The sequence below is a fragment of the Sphingomonas sp. LY54 genome (genome assembly GCF_035594035.1).
In the GTDB taxonomy this organism is placed as follows: Bacteria; Pseudomonadota; Alphaproteobacteria; order Sphingomonadales; family Sphingomonadaceae; genus Allosphingosinicella.
Genome location: NZ_CP141588.1, coordinates 2,148,613 through 2,168,927 on the forward strand (window position 1 = coordinate 2,148,613; position 20,315 = coordinate 2,168,927).

The window sequence follows — 20,315 nt, forward strand, 5'->3', positions numbered from 1 at the left end:
GCTCAGGCCCGGACAAGGTTCGGGAGAAAAGCGCCGGGGGGCGCTTCTTGAGCGAGATCGGGACCTGGTCCCGATACAGTGGGGGGAATGAATAGCGTGCAGGTTCGACGTACCAAAAAGCCGAGTCCTCGGCTGCTTAAACTTGCGGTTTCAACATCTATAGCGCTGAGCGCATGGCCGGCCGCAGCTCAGGATCTGGTGTACGAGCCGATCAATCCGAGCTTTGGCGGAAACCCGTTCAATTCGGCGCATCTGCTCGGAATAGCGAACGCCCAGAACAATTATAAGGACCCGAAGTCTTCAACCGGCGGCTCGCAGGCCGATATCTTTGCGCGCCAATTGCAGTCCAGGCTTCTGTCTGCGTTGTCGTCGCAGATCGTCGATGCGATCTTCGGTGAGAATCCCCAGGAGAGCGGAACGATCACGTTCGGCGGCCAGACGATCAACTTCAACCGCGGCCTGGACGCGGTAACGCTGACCATCACCAACGACGAAACCGGGGAGATCACGACGATCGTCATCCCGACCTTCATCGAGGTCAATTGACATGCGTCGTTTGAGCATCCTCCTCGCGGTAACTCTGAGCCTTTCCGGCTGCATGACCGTCGGCGAGCACGGCCGCAGCACCATCCCCGAGACGAGCAGCCTGGCCGTCTATCCGGAGCGCACCCAGACGCAGCTCATGCTGACGGACATTCCTGCGCCGACGCGGCCAATCGCGATCGCCGTCTATGGGTTTACCGACCAGACCGGGCAGTTCAAGCCGAGCGACACGGGCCAGACGCTTTCCCGCGCAGTGACCCAGGGCGGCGGCTCGATCCTGGTGAAGGCACTCCAAGATGCCGGCAACCGCCAGTGGTTCACGATCGTGGAGCGCGAGCAGCTCCGCAACCTGCTGAACGAACGCCAGATCATTCGCGAGATGCGCGAGCGCTATCTCGGCGAGCAAAACGTCAATCCGCAAGCCTTGCCGGCGATGCTGTTCGCCGGCGTGCTGCTGGAAGGCGGCATCATCAGCTACGACACCAACACGGTGACCGGGGGGGCCGGCGCCGGTCTGCTCGGTCTCGGCGCGCGCAGCGAGTATCGGCAGGATACGGTCACCGTCTATCTCCGCGCCGTCTCTGTGCGCACCGGCGAAGTCCTTACGTCGGTGACAGCGTCGAAGACGATCGCTTCGCAGGCACTCGGCGCCAGCGCGTTCCGCTTCGTTGCCTTCAAGAAGCTCCTCGAGGCCGAGACCGGCTTCACCACGAACGAGCCCGACCAGCTCGCCCTCCAGCAGGCTATCGAGAAGGCAGTCTATGCCCTGGTCATGGAGGGCGTCGAACTGAAGCTCTGGGACTTTGCCGACAGCCAGGCCGGAGCGCCGATGCTCGACCGCTACCGCAAGGAGCGGGACGGCGTTTTCACCGCCGAGCAGGTGCAGGAGGCCATGGAGCGGTCCCGCGAAGCCGCGCCGATGCGTATCAAGCGCGAGGAAGAGAAAACATCCGCAAAGAAGGATGATGCGGGTGGGAGGCAGGGGGCTCGCCGTTAGGCGGACCACTCAACCAGTCAGGTGCTGCCCGGGCTTTTTTATCCGGAAAGCACAATAGTTCGGTCGGAACAGCAACTCTGGGGGCGCCGACTGATGAAGCCCAGAGCAAAAAAACACGCACCTGAGTTGCAGCTCGGATGCGTGAGATAAAAATGAACGTGTTGAATTACTTGATCATGTTGGCTCCGTCGCGTGTGCTTCGGAGCGGGCATGGTTATCACTCTTGCTATGAGGAATGACAACCATGAAACGCACTATTCTCACGTCGGTTTCCGCGCTCGCAATGCTCGCTTCCGGCCCGGCCCTCGCCCAGACGGTCACACAGACGTCCGCCGACAACGAAGCCAGCGTCACCCAGACCGGCAACAGCAACCGCGCCACCGTCAAGCAGTTGCAGAACAACCAGACCGCTTCGGTTTCGCAGATCGGCAACAGCCACCTCGCGACGATCAACCAGGGCGACCTCGGTGTCCCGGCGCAGAGCTCGAACAACAAGGGCACGATCACCCAGAAAGCCCGTGCCGACGGCGGTGGCAGCTCCAACGGCGCAATCGGCCAGGAGTCGAGCAACAACGAAGCCACGATTGATCAGACCGGCGAAAACCAGGCCGACATCGTCCAGGGCATCAACAGCCGCACCGGCGGCCGCAACACCGCGACGATCACCCAGACCGACAACGCTTCGGGTCCGGCGATGATCAACATCGCAGGCATCGGGCAGGAAGGCTCGAACAACGTGGCCACGACGGGCCAGAGCGGCGATCGCAACATCGCGCTGATGCGTCAGAGCAACACCGTGGGCGGACTCGGCAACACCGCCGGCATCGCGCAGACCGGCAACGACAACGTGTTCGACGGCACGCAGACCGGCGATAACAACTCGGTCCTCGGCACCCAGACCGGCGACGACAACGTCGCGGACGCGGCCCAGTCGGGCAACGACAACCGCATCATCCTGTCGCAGCTCGGCAATTCGAACGAAGCCGCGGTCCGTCAGGAACTCGGCAACAACAACGAAGCCACAGTCATCCAGACCGCCAACAACAACAATGTCGGCGATCCGCTCCCGGACGCGACTCCCGGCGGCTTCGTCAATCCGCGCGTGAGCAGCTTCACGCCGCGTACCGTCGGCGTCCTGCAGCGCGGCAGCGACAACAACGCATTTGTCTCGCAAACCGGCAACGGTTCGGCGAACATCGACCAGATCGGTAACTCCAACTTCGCCGGCGTGGCGCAGGACGGTGCAGGCGCGATCTTCGGTGTCGATCAGACCGGCAACAACAACCGCGTCACCAAGACTGCCGGTTCCAACGTCGACGTCACCCAGAACGGCGCCGGCGCGCAGGTCTATGCGAGCCAGACCGGCAACCGCAACCAGGCGGTGCTGGCGCAGATCGGCGACCGTGCGTTCGTCGAAGTCGATCAGATCGGCAGCGACAACCTTGCCCGCACCACCCAGACCCCCATGGCTGCGGATGCGAGTTCGACGATCGTTCAGACCGGCAACAACAACCGCGCGGAAGTGACCCAGGCGTCGTTCGCATCGTCGACGGTCGTGCAGAGCGGCAACGACCACCAGGCCGATGTCAGCCAGGGCGCCAACTCGTCGTCGTTCGTCTCGCAGACCGGCGGCAACGGTAACGTCGCATCGGTGACGCAGGGCGCCAGCGACTGGTCGAGCGTGATCCAGGCCGGCAGCGCCAACACTGCCACGGTCACGCAGAACTGATCGGAAATGGGCGGCGTCTGGTGCGCCGCCCGGAACCGGCGGGCCGCTTCGTGCGGCCCGCCTTCTTCCGCGGCCCGACAGGCTCTTCCTCTTCAGCAGGGCGGGACGAATGACGAGACGACGGCACCCCCCAGGCTATCTGCTTCTGGCGGCAGGGCTGTCCCTTTCGTCCAGTGCAGTGACCGGGTCTCCAATCTGTCCAGGAAAGAGCAGGATGCCGGACGCCACAAACCACACAACGGTGATCAGCAGCGGACCTGGCGATTCGTCGCTGGTCGTCCGGACCGATCCCGACGGTATCGTGCATATCGAGCAGCACGGGCCCGACGACAGGTCCATCGCCGTTCGCTCCGGGAGCGGCAGCCGCCTTGTCATCCGGCAGTCAGAATCCCCGGCCGAAGCCCGCATCGACCAGGACGGCGAGTGCCATGTTGCGGAGATCGCTCAGTCCGGTTCGGGCAACAGCGCCGTCATACGCCAATCCGGCGCCGGCAATCATGTGTCGATCCACCAGTCCAGTTCCCGGGAGCAACCATGAACTTTCGCCGCCTAACGGCCCGCCTCGCGATCGGCAGCCTCCTTGCTCTCGCAACCGCGCCCGCTCTTGCCGAAAACGGCAAAGAGCCGCCGGGCGCGCCGTGCGACAAGGGCAACGGCAATCCCTGCAACGGCAACCCTGGCAATGGCGGACAGCAGGGCAACGGCGGCGGGCGGGGCGGCCAAGGTGGCCATCCGCCCACGATCGACATTCCGGTCGCCCCAGTTTCCGGGCGCGGAGCCTTTATCACCCAGATCGGCGAGGCAAACGGCGCCAGCGCCGCCCAGGCCGGCCCCAATGCGCTGGTCGCGGTCCATCAGGCCGGCGATCACAATCGGGCGGAGGTCACCCAATCGGGCACCCGCTCCGACTTCGCCGACCTCGTCCAACTCGGTGACAGGAACGTCGCCGTCGCGGTTCAGTCGGGCACCGGCGAGAACGTGCTGTGGGTCGCCCAGGCCGGCTGGCGCAACAACGCAACGGCCGTGCAGGATTCGAACGGCGGCTTCAATGGCGCGATCCTGGCCCAGGCAGGCTATGGCAACGAGATGCACCTCCGCCAGGACGGAGGCGACAACAAGGCTGTTCTGGCGCAGGTGGGCAATGACAATGCGATGTCGGCGGCGCAGAATGGCGACGGCAACCGCCTCGCCTGGACCCAAACGGGTAGCGGCCTGTCCGATCTGGGCATCGTCCAGAACGGCGGACAGGCTATTCAGATTACCCAGACCGGCGGACGTTAAGGGCCTAACCGGCAACGGGCCTGCATCACGGAGGCGACGATGAAGCGGATGCTCTGCCTATTCCTGCTTTCCTCGACCGGCCCTGCGCCGGCCGAACCCCAGCCGGTCGAGCAGGTCGGCGACCGATCGGCGCCCACCGGGGCGATCCAGCAGGTCGGCGGCGCGCCGGCGCGGCATTCCTTCCAGCTGACTTCGGAAATGGACAGCAAACCCTCCGCCGCACAGGTCGCGCCTGGCGGGCGCGATCCTCAGGCGGTGCAGCTTTACAAGGGCGACCGCACCGCGCAGCCGTTGGAGGCGCTTTCTTCACCCAGCGAAGGCAGGACTGCCGATGTCGTCCGCGTCGCGGGGCGAGACCGCTGCGATCCCGCCGAGGAGGACGGGCCGCGGGCGGGCGAGTGCAGGAACGTGATCGAGAGCCGAGCAGCGGAATTTGAGCCGCCGGCCGCGCCGGCTCTTTCGCCCGAGGAGCGACTCCTCGTCACGCAGCATCAGGAAGTTCTCTCGATCAAATCCGCGGCAAGGCAGCTCGCCGGCAGCGGGCCGGAGGCGGATTCACTGCCGGCCCAAGGGGTCGCGTCGCAGGTCTTGAGGAGGCCGTCCGATTCCTCGCGGCCGGAGGAGACAGGGACACCTCTATCCGCGGAGGTCGCGGCGATCGTCAACGCGATCGCGGGCGGCGGCGGACAGGTGCCGAACTAGGCTGCGGGGTCCTGGGCCGGGGCATACCCTAAATGGGGGATGCCGGCGGGCGGCGAATCTTTATTCGCCAACCAGGTGGGACTCGACAATCTGGCGAAGGCGATCGCGACGTCGGCGCAGGCCCTGCGGGAGCAGGCCCTGCGGTGCCGGCTGGTGGCCGACCGCTACGGCCCCGAGCGCGGCGCGCCGATGTACGAGCTCGCGCATAATCTCGAGCGGCAGGCGGACGAGCTGGAGCAGCGCGCAGCGGCGGTGTCGCTCAGTGATCTGCGCGAAGACGGGGAAGGCTGCCGATCATCGCGACCAGCTCGGCCTGGCGGCCGCAGCCCATCTTGGTCGCGATCGCCTTGAGCTGGCTTCGGATCGTGCTGATCGCGGCCTGACGCTCCTCGGCGAGGCTCTCGAGCGAGGCGCCGTCGGCCAGCCGCGCCGCGACTTCCGCCTCTGCCTGGGTAAGGCCGTAGAGCGTGCGGAGCCGGGCCGGAACGCTCGGGTCGCGCCGCGCCCGGTCGGTCGCGACCAGAATGATGTGACGCGCGGCCCCGGTCCTGTTGGCCGCCGCGACCGTCAGCTCCAGTGGTTCTCCCGCTGCCCGGTGGAGGAGCAAGGCGCTCGCCGTGCTGTCATTCGCGGCGCCGGCCAGCGCCAGCGCGCGCTGCAGCGCCTGCTGGTCGCGCGAGGACCGGGCCGCGAGGCTGCTGCCGTGCAGCTTCAGCGGATCTCCCTGGCGCAGCATCGCGTCTCCGGCGGCATTAGCGTTGAGGAGGCGACCGTGCACGTCGAGCGTGAAGACGGCGTGGATGCTCATGTCCAGCACCGCCGCGGCGCCGGCGCAGGCGCGCTCGGCCGCGCGCAGCTTGTTGCGGATCGCGATCATCTTGCCGAGATGGCCGAGCGTGCCGTTCATCCACCGCACCTTTTCGGTTTCGAAGGCGGGCTGGCTACGGCCGCGATGGAAGCCGATCTCGGCGGTCATGCCGGACGCGCGAAGCGATGCGCCGAGGCAGTGGAAGGTGTCGTCGCCCATCGGCCGGATCCACTCATTGTAGATCCGGCTCTGCCCGTAGAGCGAGGAGGGGACCAATTCCCCGCAATCCCAGGCGCGGTTGACGAAGGCCGAGCCGCGCACCGCTTCCGACCAGAGATCGCTGTCCGTGAAGTCGCGCTCGAACGCGACCATGGCGTCGGCCGCGAAATATCCGGAATAAGAGATTTCCTCGCTGCCGCTGGCAGGATCGCGCCAGTGAAGGACTCCGGACCGCGCCCCCACGGCGTCGGCGAGACGGGACGCGAGGTGCCCGAACGCTTCGTCATCGAGCGCGGCGTCGTAAATTTCCTCGGTGCGGATGGGCTGCATCTACTCGCCTGATCGAAGCTGGCGGGTCCGTCATCCGAAATTAGCGCGCCGCGCGCAAGGGCCGTCGTGGGGCGACATGAGACGCCGGCCAACACATTTCCCTCATTCTTCAAAGCGATGGCCGTCTCCTTACCCCATATGGGGGATGTTCGCTCCTTCAGGCCGCTCCACAAGGCGCACATTATGTGCGGCGCGGCCCGTGGCCGCGCTTGCCATTGCTGTCTGTGTCCAGGGGGGCCTACCAATGCTTGCGAACCACAAGATCAAATTGCTTTTGACGACCGCGATCGCCGCCGGCGCCAATGTCGCCGCCGTTTCGCCGCTCTCGGCCCAGTCGTTCGGAATCCACCATACGTCGTCCGAGACTCTCGCCGTCACCAATCCCGCGGGAGACGTGATCGAGGGAGCGCGGATCGGCATCTTCGCCGAAGCAGGTCCGCTCGCGCTCGACAATGCCGGCACTGTTCGGGGCAACGGCAATTATGACGGCCTCAACGGCCCGCCCGAAGGCGGCGTCACCCTCTCCCAGGGCAATTCGAGCATCGCCAACAGCGGCACGATCTCGGGCGCCGGCTTCGGCGTCACGACCGCCCATTATTTCAATCCCGCCACCAACCAGCTCGAGCCGCACGCGGTCGGAACGACGGTCACGAACAGCGGCACGATCCGGGGGGACAGCAATGACGGCGTGCGCCTGATCGGCGGCGGCACCGTCACCAACAGCGGCACCATCCAGGGTCTGCGCGGCGGCGGCGCGGACGGCATCTCGATGTTCGCGCTGACCGGCCAGGACACGAGCGCCCGGGAAACGATCGGCACCGTCACCAACGGCGCCGAGGGCGCCATCGCCGGCCAGCGCTTCGGCATCCTCCTGTCGGGCGGCGGCGTCGTCGCGAATGAAGGCACGATTTCGGGCAATGCCGGCGCGCTGATCATCCAGGCAGTCGCCGGCGAGACCGGCAAGACCGCAACCGTCACCAACAGCGGCACGCTGACCGGCGGCGATGCCGTCAGCATCGCCGGCACGATCGCAACTGCGAGCATCACCAACAGCGGCACGATCGAAGGCACCGGCGCCTACGGGATCCACAACAGCGCGACCGGCACCGTTACCGTCACCAACGATGCCGGCGGGGTCATCGAGGGCGCCAAGAGCGGCATCTTCGGCCAGGAAGGCCCCGTCGTCGTCAACAATGCCGGCACGATCATCGGCCGCGGCACCTATGACGGCTTCAACGCCGAACCCGATTCGGGCATCGTCTTCGCGACCGAAGGGTCGAGCGTCGTCAACAGCGGCACGATCATCGGCGCCGGCACCGGCATCGGCACCGCCAATTACTACAATGCCGGCACCAACAGCCTGCAGCCGCGCGCAGTCGGCACCACCGTCGTCAACAGCGGCACGATCACCGGCCAGAATAACGACGCGATCCGCCTGATCGGCGGCGGCACCGTCACCAACAGCGGCACCATCCAAGGCCTCGCCGGAGCCGGCACCGACGGCATTTCGATGTTCGCGCTGCAGGGCCAGGATACGAGCGGCCAAGGGTCGATCGGGACCGTCACCAACGCGACGGACGGTACGATCAGCGGCCCGCGCTTCGGCGTCCTGCTGTCGGGCGGCGGCGTGATCGACAATGCGGGCGCGATGGCCGGCAATGCCGGCGCCGTCATTATCCAGTCGGTTGCAGGCGAGACCGGCAAGACCGCGACGATCACCAACAGCGGTACCATGACCGGCGGCGACGCGGTCAGCGTGGCCGGCACGATTGCATCGGCTTCGATTGCCAACAGCGGCACGATCGAAGGCACCGGCGCCTACGGCATCCACAACAGCTCGACCGGCACCGTTACCGTCACCAACGAAGCCGGCGGGGTCATCGAGGGCGCCAAGAGCGGCATCTTCGGCCAGGAAGGCCCGGTCGTCGTCACCAATGCCGGCACGATCATCGGTCATGGCACCTATGACGGTCTCGACGCGGAGCCCGATTCGGCGATCGTCTTCGCGACCGAAAGGTCGAGCGTCGTCAACAGCGGCACCATCACCGGCGCCGGCACCGGCATCGGCACCGCCAATTACTACAATGCCGCCACCAACAGCCTGCAGCCGCGCGCGGTCGGCACAACCGTTGTCAACAGCGGCACGATCACCGGCCAGAACAATGATGCGATCCGCCTGATCGGCGGCGGTACGGTCACCAACAGCGGCACCATCCAGGGCCTCGCCGGGGCCGGCACCGACGGCATCTCCGTATTCGCGCTGCAGGGCCAGGACACGAGCGGCGCGCAGATCCTCAGCACCGTCACCAATGAAGCCGGCGGCACGATCAGCGGCCAGCGTTACGGCCTCGCCCTTACCGGCGGCGCTAATGTCGAGAATGCCGGCACGATTTCCGGCAATGTCGGTGCAGTCCTGATCCAGGCGGTCGATGCCGGCAAGACTGCGACGCTGACCAACAGCGGCACGCTCAACGGAGGCGTTGCCATCCTCGGCCAGATCGCAGCGTCGGACATTACCAACAGCGGCACGGTCGTGACCACGGCGAACGGCGCTGCCGGTATCCGCGTTTCGAACGGCTCCGCGACGATTGCCAACAGCGGCTCGATCACGACCAGCGGCTCCGGCTCGCACGGCGTTCTCATCAACGGCACCGGTGCGGTCGCCATCACCAACGCCGCGATCGTCACATCCGGGCTCGATTCCTACGGCATTAACGTGGCGACTTCTGCGGGGGACATCGCGATCGACAGCGAGAGCGCCCGCGCGACCGGCAACGGCCAGACCTATGCCATCGGCGCGATCTCTAACGGCGGCGGCGACATCGTCATCAACAGCGGCACCGCGATCGCCAGCGGCACCGAGAACAGCCGCGGCATCTACGCGCTCGTCAACAATGGCGGCGACATCACGATCAACGCCGGCACCACCGTCGGCAACACCCGCGCGATCTACACGTTCACCGGCACGGGCAAGACCACGATCGTCAGCGAGAATGCCACCGGCAATGGCGGCAACGCCATCGTCGGCCAGGGCGCGTCGCTGAGCATCACCAGCGGCATCGCCACCGGTACCGCCAATGCCGCCTTCTCGGCAGCGACGATCTTCGCCAACGCCGACACCGACGCGACGATCGTCGCCGACACCACCGTGGCCCACGGCTACGGCCAGTATGGCATCGAGGCCAATGCAGTCGGCACGGTCGACATCATCAGCGGCACCGTCACTACGGACGGTGATTACGGCCAGGGCATCACGGTCTACGCCGGCGGCGCGGTCATGGTCGCAAGCGGCTCGATCACCACCGACGGCCTGCTGTCGCACGGCATCGTCGTCGACTCCGGCACCAGCACGGCGGCGATCGACATCGCCAGCGCCACGATCGTCGCGGCGGGCGAGGAATCCGACGGCATCCAAATCGTGTCGGCGGGCGATGTCACCATCGACACCGGTTCGATCTCGGCCACCGGCTACGCGATCCGATCGCTCGCCGGTGGCAATCTCGATGTCACCATCAGTGCCGGCCAGGCGGTCAGCGGGGATGCCGGGGCTATCCTGACCGCCGCTTCGATCGATCTGGTCCGCAATGCCGGCCACGTCACCGGCGCGATCGAGCTCGCCGCCGGCGACGACACGCTTGAAAATGCCGGCCGCATCGACGGCGACGCCTTCCTCGGAGCCGGCAGCGACCGGCTCGTCCTGCTGACCGGCTCGACCGTGAACGGCGTGGTCGATGGCGGCGACGGCATTGACACCGTCACCCTGCGCGGCACCAGCGCGACTGCGACCCAGGCCCAGACGATCGCCGAGGTGGCGAATTTCGAAAGCCTCGACGTCGTCCAGGGCTACTGGACCGCCTCGCACGCGGTCGGCGCGTTCAACGAGGTCACGATCGGCGCCAACGGCATCCTTGCGGTGCACGAACTGGTCACGCCGGCCGGCTCGGACAGCCCGATCGTCACCGCGTCGATCGTCAATAACGGCCTGCTCGTGCTCGATTTCGACAATAGCGAGACGCTGACCGACTTTGACGGCCTGACCATCTCGGGCACCGGCGGCGTCCGGCTCGAGGGCGAGGGTATCTTCCATGTCGAGGGGAGCGATCTCACCTATACCGGCACGACCACGGTCGCGAACGGCGGGCTGGTGCTGATCGGCACGCTCGGTGGCGGCGTCACGACCAGCGGCGACGGCACGTTTACGCTCGGCGACGGCGGCACCACCGGCGAATTTGCGGGCGACCTCGTCAATAACGGCCGCTTCGTCTTCAACCGCTCGGACAATTACGATTTCCTCGGCGCCTTCTCCGGCACCGGCGATTTCGCCAAGATGGGCGCCGGCACGCTGACCTTCGCCGGCGACTACAGCTACACCGGCACGACCCGCATCCTGGGCGGCGCCGTCCGATTCGCGGGCCAGATCGACCCGGACACAGAGGTCGACCTGCAGAGCGGCAGCTTCGACATCAGCGGAACATCGCAGACGGTTGCTGAACTGGCCGGCGCGAGCGGCACCAGCGTCGTCATCGAAGACGCCACGCTCACCGTCGATCAGGACAGCAACAGCGCCTATGCCGGAGCGATCACCGGCGACGGAAGCCTGGTGAAAGACGGCGACGGCCGCCTCAACCTGACCGGCGCGAGCACCTATACCGGCCCGACCTCGGTCAATGGCGGCACGCTCTCGGTCAACGGCTCGATCGTCTCCGACGTCACCGTGAATGACGGCGGCCGCCTCGGCGGCACCGGCACCCTGGCCGACGTCGTCGTCGCCAGCGGCGGCGTGTTCGCGCCGGGCAACTCGATCGGTACGATCGACGTCGTCGGCAACGTCGCTTTCGCCGCCGGCTCGATCTTCGAGGTCGAGGCCAATGCGGCCGGCGCGGCCGACCGGATCAACGCCACCGGCACGGCCACCATCGCCAACGGCGCCCGGGTCAGCGTCCTCGCCGAGGCTGGCACCTACCGGCCGCGGACCGACTATACGATCCTGACCGCGCAGGCCGGCGTCACCGGCACCTTCTCGACGGTGACCTCGAACCTGGCCTTCCTGACGCCGACTCTGGCCTATGGCGCCAATGCGGTGACGCTCCGCCTCTACCGGAACGACATCGCCTTCGCCGACGTGGCCGGCTCGTTCAACCAGGCGAGCACGGGCGCGGCGGTGCAGGCGCTCGGCATTGGCAACCCGCTGTTCGAGGACGCGCTGATCCAGAGCGAGGCCGGCGCCCAGGCGGCGTTCGATGCTCTGTCCGGCGAGATCCACGCCAGCGTCCAGTCCGCGCTCGCCAACGACAGCCGCCACATACGTGACGCCCTGTTCGGTGCGACGCAGACCGGCGAAGGCCTGGGCCTGTGGGGCAGCGCGATCGGCAGCTGGGGCGAGGCCGACGCCAGGGATAGCGTCGCCGAGCTCGCGACCGATCATCGCGGCCTGATGACCGGCTTCACCTTCGGCAGCGCCAATTTCGTCGCGGGCATCGCGGCGGGGGTCAGCAATGCGGATTACGATGCCGACGCGCGGGGCAGCAAGGCCGACGTCGACAGCCAGTTCCTCGGCGTCCACCTCGGCTATGCGGCCGGGCCGTGGAGCGCGAAGGGCGGTCTCGCCTTTGGCTGGCACGATGTCGACACCAGCCGCTCGGTCGCCTTCGCGACGATCAACCAGACGCCCGAAGCCTCCTATGACGTGACCACGCGCCAGATCTTCGGCGAGGTCTCCTACGGCCTCGATATGGGCGGCTTCAACCTGGCGCCGTTCGCCCGGCTCGCCCATGTCCGCACCAAGACGGATGGGTTCGCCGAAGCCGGCGGCAGCGCAGCGCTGAGCGTCGACCGCGCGGTGCAGAACGTCCAGTTCCTGAACCTGGGCGTGCACGCGAGCGGCCCGGGCGAAGCGACCTTCCAGCCGCGCCTGTCGGTGAGCTGGCAGCATGGCTGGGGTGATCTCCGCGGCGTCTCCAGCGCGGCCTTCGCCGGCTCGAGCGGGGACTTCCTGGTGGTCGGCTCGCGGCTGCCGCGCAACGCGGTGGCGGTCGACGGCGGCTTCGACGTCGATCTGGGCCGCGTCCGCATCGGCGCGTCCTATGTCGGGTCGCTGTCGTCGGACTGGACGGACCATGGCGCCAAGGCGAACCTGACCTTCAAGTTCTGATCGATCACCTTCGGGGGGAGTGGGGGCCGGCTCGTCCGGCCCCCTTTTTCATGGAGGTCGCCGCGCCGGTCGCACGGGGTCGCGGGCAAGAATGAATTGACAGCGGACCGGAACCATTATGGAGAATGCGGCAGTGATGTTGCGTTCCCCGGTTCCCGTGCGGGCCTTTGCGGCCACCGGCCTGCTTGCCGCAGGCTTCGCGGCCCTGACCCCGGCTCGGGCAGCGCCGGGCAGCGCCGACGACGCCTCGATCATCGTCACGGCGCGTCAATATGCCGAGCCGCTGCACCAGGTTCCCTTCAGCATTACGGCGCTGGGCGATGCCCAGATCGAACTCGGCGGCGCCGAGCGCCTGTCGGACCTGGCGCGGGCCGTCCCCAATCTGATCGTCGTTCCGGTCGGCACATTGGGCGCCGAGCAGCCCGCGATCCGCGGCATTTTCTCGCCCGCCGGCTCGGCGACGACCGGGCTCTATCTGGACGACGTGCCGATCCAGATGCGCTCGCTCGGCTTCGGCGGGAGCGCCGACATACGGACGTTCGACCTCATCCGCGCCGAGGTGCTGCGCGGGCCGCAGGGAACGTTGTTCGGCGCCAGCTCGATGGGCGGCACGATCCGCTTCATCACCCGCCAGCCCGATCTCGACGAAACCAGCGGCTATCTCTCGGCCACGCTCGAACAGGTGCGTGTCGGCGGCCTCGGCGGCGGGGTGGAGGGCGCGATCGGCGTGCCGCTCCTGCCCGGCACGATCGGCCTGCGCACCGGCTTCTACTATCGGCGCGACGGCGGCTATGTCGATCGCGTGGACCGGCAGACCGGTGCGATCGCGCAACGCGACGTCAACGACGTCGATGCACTGGCGCTGCGCGCAGCGGTGAAGGCCGCTGTCGGCGAGGCCGTGGAGCTGACGCCGGCACTGCACTACCAGCGCACCCGGCGCGGCGACTTTCCATTCTTCGACAGCACGCGCGGGCCGCACCTCAAATCCTCGATCCACGAACAGCCGGGCAGGGAGGAATTCATCCTGCCGAGCCTCACCGTCCGCGCCGATCTGGGCGGCGCGACGCTCACCAGCGTCACCGCCCACCTCGACCGGACCGACCGGCAGACGACCGATTATTCGCTGGCCTTCGGCGAGCTCGTGCTCGGCGGAGCCGTCCCGGGGCTCGTTCCCGCTGGCGGGACGCGCAGCCTGACCAAGGTCACCCAGCGCAGCTTCAGCCAGGAATTGCGCTTCGCCTCTCCCGACGGCGCGGCGCCCCTGCGCTGGGTCTTCGGCTTTTTCTATCGCAGCGCCCAGTTCGGCCTGACGCAAAACGTTGTCGAGCCGGGGATCGCCGATCTCACGCACCTCTATCTGGACGCTTCGGTCGAGGACGTGTTCGGAGTGCCGCTCTTGCCGGGCGGGGTCAGCTACCGCGGCAGCGAGACGGTGCGCGAGGTCCAGGTCGCAGCGTTCGGCGAGGCGAGCTGGCGCATCAGCGAACGGCTCGAGGCGCTTGCCGGCCTGCGCGTGACCCGCTCGCGGCTCGATCTGGAGGTGGTGTCGGAAGGGCCCTATGCCGGCGGCGCGTTCAAGGCGGCCGACGCGCCGAGCCAGCGTGAGACGCCGGTCACGCCGCGGCTGGGCCTGAGCTATCGTCTCGGCGAAAGCGCTTTGGTCCATGCCGGCATCAGCAAGGGCTTCCGCGTCGGCGGCGCCAATCCGCCGGTGCCTGCGGGGCCCTGCGGCGCGGACCTGCAGGCCTTCGGCCGGTCCGAGGCTCCGGCCTCGTTCGGGTCGGACTCGCTGTGGAGCTACGAGGCCGGCTTCAAGGGCAGGTTCGCGCCCGGACTGAGCCTCAGCGCCTCGCTGTTCCGGATCGACTGGAAGGGCATCCAGCAGCCGGTCATGCTGCCGGGGTGCGGCTTCTCCTTCACCGACAATCTCGGCCGCGCCCGCAGCCGCGGCTTCGAGTTCGAAGGCGAAGCGCGCCTGGCGCCCGGCCTGCGGACAAGCCTCGGCCTAGGCTTCGTCGACGCCCGCTTCCGCGAGACCATCCTGGGCGGTGTCGGCGAGGATGGACGGGTCGTCATCGCCGGGCGCGGCGACCGCATCCCCTATGTGCCGCGCTGGACGACGCGCGTCGCCGCCGATTACGAGATGGCGCTGCCGGGAGCGCTGCGCGCCTTCCTCCATGGCGAGATCCAATATGTGAGCGGCTACCGCCGCGCGCCCTCGGCGGAGGCCGCCGGCTACGACGCCCGCGTCGACCGTGGCGACGATTACGCCAACGCCTTGTTGCGCGCGGGCGTCGGCCGCGGTCCCTGGCAGGTTTCCCTGTTCGTCGACAATCTGCTCGACGACCGCTCGATCCTGTTCAGCAGCGCCGATCTGGTGCCCGCAACCGGGTCGCCGCTGCGCCAGCAGACGCTGACGCCGCGCACCGCGGGCGTCAGCGCAGCGCTCCAGTTCTGACGGCCGCTTAGGAAACTACCTGGACGAGATTCACTTCGGCGATGCGCTCGCCGCCGCAGTGGATTTCCGCGCGAGAATAGCGGCCGGTCGCTTCGTAACGCGCGCTGTCGCTGAGACCGCCGGCCTTGGGAGCCAGCGTGAGGTCCAGCACGAGCGTGCCGCCGGAGCCGCCGGCGCGCGGCGTCAGCGCGGGTTCGAAGCCGGCCATCTGCAGATCGACTTTGCCGTTCACCAGCACGCGTCCGCCGGTGACCGATCCTTGCCAGTCACGGGTTTCGCGGAACGGGCAGGCCGCCAACTTGGGCTTGCTCTGCTCGTCGATGGCGGCGGTCGCGTTCGCGCTCTCGTTGGCGGCCGGATCGGCAGCCGTGCTCTCGGTACCGTTCGAGCCACAGGCCGCCAGCATCAGGCCCAGCGCCGTCATCGCAGCGAATCGCATCATTCTCCGTTCCTTCCGTTCGTCGCTCCCAGCCGGAGCCGCGGTGGTTGTCGCTTTGCCCTAGCGCAGGCGCGGAGACGCGCCTAGCCGCCGCGGGGCGCGCCAGTCGGGACGTTTGGCAGAATTTGGAGAATGGTGCCCAGGGACGGGATCGAACCGCCGACACTGCGATCGATAAACTGTCTGCTGGAGCGTTGGAAACGTGGCAGCGTCTATCGCAACAACTGCTGCAGGCCTGCCTTTTTCCTGTGCCGACGAGCGGTTAAGAGCGGGCGATCACGGGATATCCGTCGAGCTGCGCTCTCACCTTCGCGGCAAGCTGATCAAAGGTGAACGGCTTACTGATCAGGGCGACATCGGCATCAAGTCGGCCGTCGTGCACGATAGCGTTCTGCGTGTAGCCCGTCATGAAGAGGAGCTTGAGGTCCGGCCGCAGGCGGAGGGCGTGCACGGATAGTTCACGCCCGTTCATCCCGCCCGGCAAGACGACGTCAGTGAGGAGAAGATCGAGATCGGGTCGCTCGGCGATCACTTTGAGCGCGTCGGATCCGGTGGCCGAGCCCACCACCTGGTAGCCGAGTTCGGACAGGATGCCGACGATGTACTTTCTCAGCTCTTCCTGATCCTCAACCACGAGGATGGTCTCGTCGCCGGAGAATGCGGCGGGATCCTGGCGAACATTGGCCTCTGCAGGAACGGCCTCGAGCCCGGTGCGCGGGAGGTATATCTTCACGCACGTCCCGACGCTCAGCTCGCTGTAAATGCGCACGTGCCCGCCGCTCTGGCGCACGAAGCCGTAGACCTGGCTCAAGCCTAGCCCGGTGCCCTTTCCGGCTTCCTTGGTCGTGAAGAATGGCTCGAACACCTTTTGCCGGGTCTCCTCGCCCATCCCTGAGCCGGTGTCGCTGACAGCGATCAGCACGTACTGACCTGGCGGAAGGCCTTCCGGAATGCCGGCAACATAGGCGTCATCCAGATTGGCATTATGCGTCTCGATGGTGAGCTTGCCGCCTTCCGGCATTGCATCGCGCGCGTTCACCGCAAGGTTCAGTATCGCATTTTCCAGCTGCATCGGGTCGGCTTCGACGCTCCACAGGCCGGCGCCGAGCACCGCCTCGAGGGCAACCTGTTCGCCGATCGTGCGCCGGAGCATGTCCGATATTTCCGCGACCAGCCGGTTCACCTCGAGCACCCTTGGCTGGAGCGGCTGACGGCGGGCAAAAGCGAGCAGATGCTGGGTGAGCTTCGCCGCTCGCCGTGCCCCCTCCATCGCCGTGTCACGGGCTCTCCGGATGCGGTCGGTTCCGGGTCCAGCAGGCTGGGAGGGCAACTGGCGATCGATCAGATCCAGGCCGCCGATGACCAGCGTGAGAAGGTTGTTGAAATCGTGTGCGACGCCGCCCGTCAGCTGGCCAATCGCCTCCATCTTCTGTGACTGTCTCAGCGCTTCTTCGGCCCGCATCCGCTCCTCGACAGCAGCCGTCACGCGCTGCTCGAGCTCAGCGTTCAGCCGCTGCAGTTCGTCCGCGGTCCGTCGCGCAAGATCGCGAGCCGCCAGAAGCTCCTGTTCATATTGCCGCCGGTCTCGCGCATCGAATATCGTCGTGAGGTTGACGACGGGCTGGCCGTCTTCGCCAACGCGCTGGATCGTATTCACCAGCGTGGGGAGGCGGTCGCCGCTCTTGCAGACGAAATCGAGCGCGACTTCCCGCACCGCGCCTTGCATCCGCAACAGCGGCGCGAAATGCGTCTCGTGATAGATGCGGCCCGCAAGCGTCAGCTTTTCCTGGAGGCGGGTCCCGCACAATTCTTCGGCGGCGTAGCCGGTCCAGCGCAGGAAGGTGCGATTGACTCGAACCACCGTCCCGTCCGGGAGCGTTGCGACGTAGCCGCAAGGAGCATCCTCGTAGAGCGTCTCGTCATCGAAGCCGGGCAGGCTCCCGTCTGGCTGTTCGGGCGGAGCTGGATCTTCCACTTTGGCTCAGATCCAGGCCCGGATCGCATCGACCGTTTCTTGAGGAGCGCTGAGGTTGGGGCAATGGCCGGTGGCCTGCAGCTTGACCAGTTTGCTCCCCGGGAGCTGGGCGTGAACATAATCGCCCACGCCCTCGGGGGCGATGAGATCGTCGCTGCACTGCAGGATCAGGCTTGGCAGCGTGACGCCTTCAAGGTCCTGGCGGTTGTCGGAAAGGAAGGTCACTCGCGCGAACTCCTTGGCGATGTCCGGATCGGTGCGGCAGAAGCTGTTGTTGAGCTCCTCGGCAAGCTCCGGCCGGTCCGGATTGCCCATGATCTGTGGTGTCAAGGCAGCCGACCAGCCTAGGAAGTTGCTGTCCATGAAGGTCATCAATTCTTCAATGTCGGCGCGTTCAAAACCGCCGCGATAGTCGCCGTCGTTGATGTAGCAAGGGGACGGGCCGATCAGGACGAGGCGGCTGAACAATTCGGGCGCTGCGCGCGCTGCCAGGATACCGATCATTGCGCTGACCGAGTGGCCGACGAAAATGCCATTGGTCACGCCCAATGCGCGGGCGATCGCCACAACGTCATCGGCATAGCCCTGAAGGCTAGAGTGGCGCGAAGCGTCATAGCCTGAGGTGTCCGACTGCCCGCATCCTACGTGATCGAACAGGACCACGCGGTGGCTGTCCTCGAAGGCCGGCGCTACGAAGCGCCACATATTCTGGTCGCACCCGAACCCGTGGGCGAACATCATGAATTGCTTTCCACGCCCGGAGACGTGGACATTGTGGCGGCTTAGGCGATCCATGGACGCTCCGTGTGACAATCGAGGGTGTATACCCGCCGCGTTCCAGCGTGTCTGTAAAGGGGGTAGCTGACGGCAGGGAGTCTTTTGCAGCAGTGTCTTACCTCACGCCTGTCCAGGTCGGCGTACACGTCGAATAAGAAGCGCAGCATCACGAAAGCGCTCGGCCCCTACGCGGGTTCCCCAATCAACCTCGGCACTGACCAAATCTTCTGAAATAGACGGGCGAGAGGCCAATAAGATGATCGAGCGGGCCGAACGAGGCTATGGCACCTAGCGAGGTGGCCCTGCGTTATCGCCGAGGAGGTCAGTCATGGTGGTCGACGACAGGAGCCTGAAACATCCAACGCCCAAGGAGAGGCAGGAAGGTGACATGGGAGAGGGCAGCTTTTTAGAGACGCACGAGGGGCAGGACGCGTCTCCGCAAACTGCCAAGGGCCCACGCCACATGCCTCAGCCTCCAAAAGACAAGAAAGGCTGATGGGGCCCCTACCCAGATAGCCTCGCGTGACAGCGTTGGATCTTTACATTGCGCCACGTCCATCCATGACTCAGCGGCAGCCGCTCTCGCCGTCCGATGATTGCAGACCCGAGTCCGCCGGCGCGCCGGCCGACCGTGGTAGGGAGGGAACGGGAGGTGGGGTAGCCGTCATCCGGGCATTTGCGGGCTCCGTGATAAGGCGGGCGCGTCGGCCAAAGGTGACATAGTCCCATAGCCAGCTGAAGGCGACGGCGATGCGGTTGCGCAGCCCTATCAAGAAATAGACGTGCGCGATGCCCCAGAAAGCCCAGGCCGGGAAACCCTTCAACGTGAACCGGCTCAACTTCACGACTGCGGCACCCCGGCCGATGGTCGCCAGGTCGCCATGGTGTCGATAACGGAAGACTGGCGGTGGGGGCCTGTCGTCGATCCGGGCCTGTATGACGGAGGCGACGTACCGCCCCATCTGTTTCGCGGCAGGGGCAATGCCCGGCACCGCCTTGCCTGTCTCGTCGGCAACCGCCGCTGTATCGCCGATCACGAAGATGTCGGGGTGGCCCGGCACGGTCAGGTCGGGCATGACTTTTACACGGCCCGCGCGGTCGCAATCGGCGCCCAGCCAGTTCCCGGCCGCTGAGGCGGCCACACCGGCTGCCCAAACTACCGCGCCAGCAGCAATCTTATCCTCTCCGATGGAGACGGTGCCAGGACCTATGGCGGTGACGGGCGTTCCCGTCAGAACTTCGACCCCCCGGCCTTCGAGTGCATTCTTGGCATAGACGCTCAGGGCTTCAGGGAAGGCAGCCAGCACTCGAGGCCCTGCCTCCACAAGAAGAACGCGCGCTCGCGCGGGGTCCACATTGCGAAAGTCGTGGGGCAGGGCTTCGCGCGCCATGTCGGCCATCGCGCCCGCCATCTCCACGCCTGTCGGCCCGCCGCCCACGACGATGAAGGTGGTGAGCGCGTCCCTTTGCGCGGCCTCATCGGCTAGTTCCGCGCGCTCGAATGCGGTGAGCACTCGCCGCCTGATTTCCGTCGCGTCCTCAATGCGTTTGAGTCCAGGGGCATAGGGTGCCCACTCCTCGTGCCCGAAATAGGCATGGGTGGCGCCGGTCGCGATTACGAGCTGGTCGTATCCGAAGTCGCCGGCATCGGTCCGCACCAAGCGTCGCTCCATTTCGATGGCGTTGACACTGGCCATAAGAACCCTGGCATTGGCCTGCCTGGAGAGGATGCCCCGGATGGGCCACGCCACGTCGGCCGGGCTAAGCGTCGCGGTAGCCACCTGGTACAGCAGCGGCTGGAAGCAGTGGTGGTTCTGGCGGTCGATGAGCGTAATGTCGACGCGGCCGCGCGCGAGCGCCTTCGCCGTTTCCAGGCCGCCAAAGCCGCCGCCGATGATCAAGACGC

13 protein-coding genes are annotated in these 20,315 nt (G+C 66.6%); 8 read left to right on the top strand and 5 right to left on the bottom strand.

Annotated features, from left to right (window positions below; translation table 11 throughout):
* Window positions 1-87 precede the first annotated feature (87 nt).
* The 6 genes from SH591_RS10825 (at window position 88) to SH591_RS10850 (ending at window position 5,252) form a co-directional block, all read left to right on the top strand.
* Window positions 88-546: a curli production assembly/transport component CsgF gene (locus tag SH591_RS10825; protein WP_324749130.1), complete on the top strand. Its 459-nt coding sequence runs from the start codon at window positions 88-90 to the stop codon at window positions 544-546.
* Window position 547: 1 nt separating this feature from the next.
* Complete coding sequence (locus SH591_RS10830; protein ID WP_324749131.1) at window positions 548-1,540, top strand: CsgG/HfaB family protein; 993 nt, start codon at window positions 548-550, stop codon at window positions 1,538-1,540.
* A 244-nt stretch (window positions 1,541-1,784) separates the two neighbouring features.
* Window positions 1,785-3,269, top strand: a complete 1,485-nt coding sequence (locus tag SH591_RS10835) for a beta strand repeat-containing protein (RefSeq protein WP_324749132.1) — start codon at window positions 1,785-1,787, stop codon at window positions 3,267-3,269.
* Between the two features lie 214 nt (window positions 3,270-3,483).
* A complete protein-coding gene (locus SH591_RS10840) occupies window positions 3,484-3,807 on the top strand; it encodes a hypothetical protein (RefSeq protein ID WP_324749133.1) in 324 nt (107 codons plus the stop codon).
* Window positions 3,804-4,550 carry a hypothetical protein gene (locus SH591_RS10845; RefSeq protein WP_324749134.1) on the top strand — a complete coding sequence of 249 codons (747 nt, stop codon included), beginning with the start codon at window positions 3,804-3,806 and terminating at the stop codon, window positions 4,548-4,550. Before SH591_RS10840 ends, SH591_RS10845 begins: the two co-directional genes overlap by 4 nt.
* A gap of 39 nt (window positions 4,551-4,589) precedes the next feature.
* Window positions 4,590-5,252, top strand: a complete 663-nt coding sequence (locus SH591_RS10850; protein ID WP_324749135.1) for a hypothetical protein — start codon at window positions 4,590-4,592, stop codon at window positions 5,250-5,252.
* A 259-nt stretch (window positions 5,253-5,511) separates the two neighbouring features.
* On the opposite strand, the gene SH591_RS10855 is transcribed toward SH591_RS10850, so the two are convergent.
* Entirely contained in the window at window positions 5,512-6,609 is a 1,098-nt protein-coding gene (locus SH591_RS10855) for a helix-turn-helix transcriptional regulator (RefSeq protein WP_324749136.1), read from the bottom strand.
* Window positions 6,610-6,853: 244 nt separating this feature from the next.
* On the opposite strand from SH591_RS10855, the gene SH591_RS10860 reads away from it, so the two are divergent.
* The gene (locus tag SH591_RS10860) at window positions 6,854-12,760 is read left to right on the top strand and encodes an autotransporter domain-containing protein (RefSeq protein ID WP_324749137.1); all 5,907 of its coding nucleotides are present in this window, start codon (window positions 6,854-6,856) and stop codon (window positions 12,758-12,760) included.
* A gap of 136 nt (window positions 12,761-12,896) precedes the next feature.
* Window positions 12,897-15,218: a TonB-dependent receptor gene (locus SH591_RS10865; protein WP_324749138.1), complete on the top strand. Its 2,322-nt coding sequence runs from the start codon at window positions 12,897-12,899 to the stop codon at window positions 15,216-15,218.
* Between the two features lie 7 nt (window positions 15,219-15,225).
* On the opposite strand, the gene SH591_RS10870 is transcribed toward SH591_RS10865, so the two are convergent.
* From SH591_RS10870 to SH591_RS10885, 4 genes are all read right to left on the bottom strand, one after another.
* Window positions 15,226-15,660 carry a hypothetical protein gene (locus tag SH591_RS10870; protein ID WP_324749139.1) on the bottom strand — a complete coding sequence of 145 codons (435 nt, stop codon included), beginning with the start codon at window positions 15,658-15,660 and terminating at the stop codon, window positions 15,226-15,228.
* Between the two features lie 259 nt (window positions 15,661-15,919).
* Window positions 15,920-17,632, bottom strand: coding sequence for an ATP-binding protein (locus SH591_RS10875; protein WP_324749140.1), 1,713 nt, complete (start codon window positions 17,630-17,632; stop codon window positions 15,920-15,922).
* A gap of 6 nt (window positions 17,633-17,638) precedes the next feature.
* Window positions 17,639-18,427, bottom strand: coding sequence for an alpha/beta fold hydrolase (locus SH591_RS10880; protein WP_324749141.1), 789 nt, complete (start codon window positions 18,425-18,427; stop codon window positions 17,639-17,641).
* Between the two features lie 548 nt (window positions 18,428-18,975).
* A complete protein-coding gene (locus tag SH591_RS10885; RefSeq protein ID WP_324749142.1) occupies window positions 18,976-20,310 on the bottom strand; it encodes an NAD(P)/FAD-dependent oxidoreductase in 1,335 nt (444 codons plus the stop codon).
* Window positions 20,311-20,315: the final 5 nt, after the last annotated feature.